This is a genomic window from Oleiphilus sp. HI0117 (assembly GCF_001635235.1).
In genome coordinates, this window is sequence record NZ_LWGA01001487.1 from 1 (window position 1) to 663 (window position 663).

Here is a 663-nt window from a genome sequence, read left to right on the forward strand (position 1 = left end):
TTTTATTCATTGCTTTGATGGCCCAAAGTATCAGTTTCACTTAAACGCTGAGCTACTTGCTCTATCGTTTCACAGCTCTCAAGTAGCTTGGTCACAGATGATAAGGGCGCTTCATAGAGCCCTTCGAGAAAAAACTCTCCCAAACCATATCGCTCAATTGCCAGTTTTTCAACTGGAGGCGTGAATTGAGCGTCGATTTCAGGGGTATTCCCACGTGCATCGATACGGTACCAACCATAGTCAGGCAGGTGCACAGCGTTTAGTGCATGCAAACAAAAGCTAGGGGTGTCATCGAGACGTACACGTTGATAGCATATCGCAGTCGGAATTTGATTCGCTCTAAGTAAAGCAGCCAATAAGTGGCTTTTTGCGTAACAAAAACCTGTTCCGTGTTCAAGCACCTGAGAAGCTGAAACCGTTACCGGATTCAATCGGTAATCCCAACTGTGTTTTATTTCATCACGCACAAACTCAAAACACCTTTGGGCGATTACGTAGCAATTTTGCCTTCCTTGCGCTAACAAACTTGCCTGACGTTGCACGGCTTCGTGCTGCCAATAGATATAGGGGCAAGCCTGCAGATAAGCTTCCATTTCGTGACTACCTATTATTCTCTTCTGAGCGGAGAATTCTATAACATCAGCTACACCCTGCAAAAGGAAG

At 45.2% G+C, this 663-nt stretch carries 1 protein-coding gene; it reads right to left on the reverse strand.

Translation table 11 applies throughout. The features are described 5' to 3' along the window. Positions 1-2: 2 nt before the first annotated feature. On the reverse strand, positions 3-663 hold a 661-nt coding region (locus A3757_RS24655), incomplete at its 5' end, for a transglutaminase family protein (RefSeq protein ID WP_369819609.1).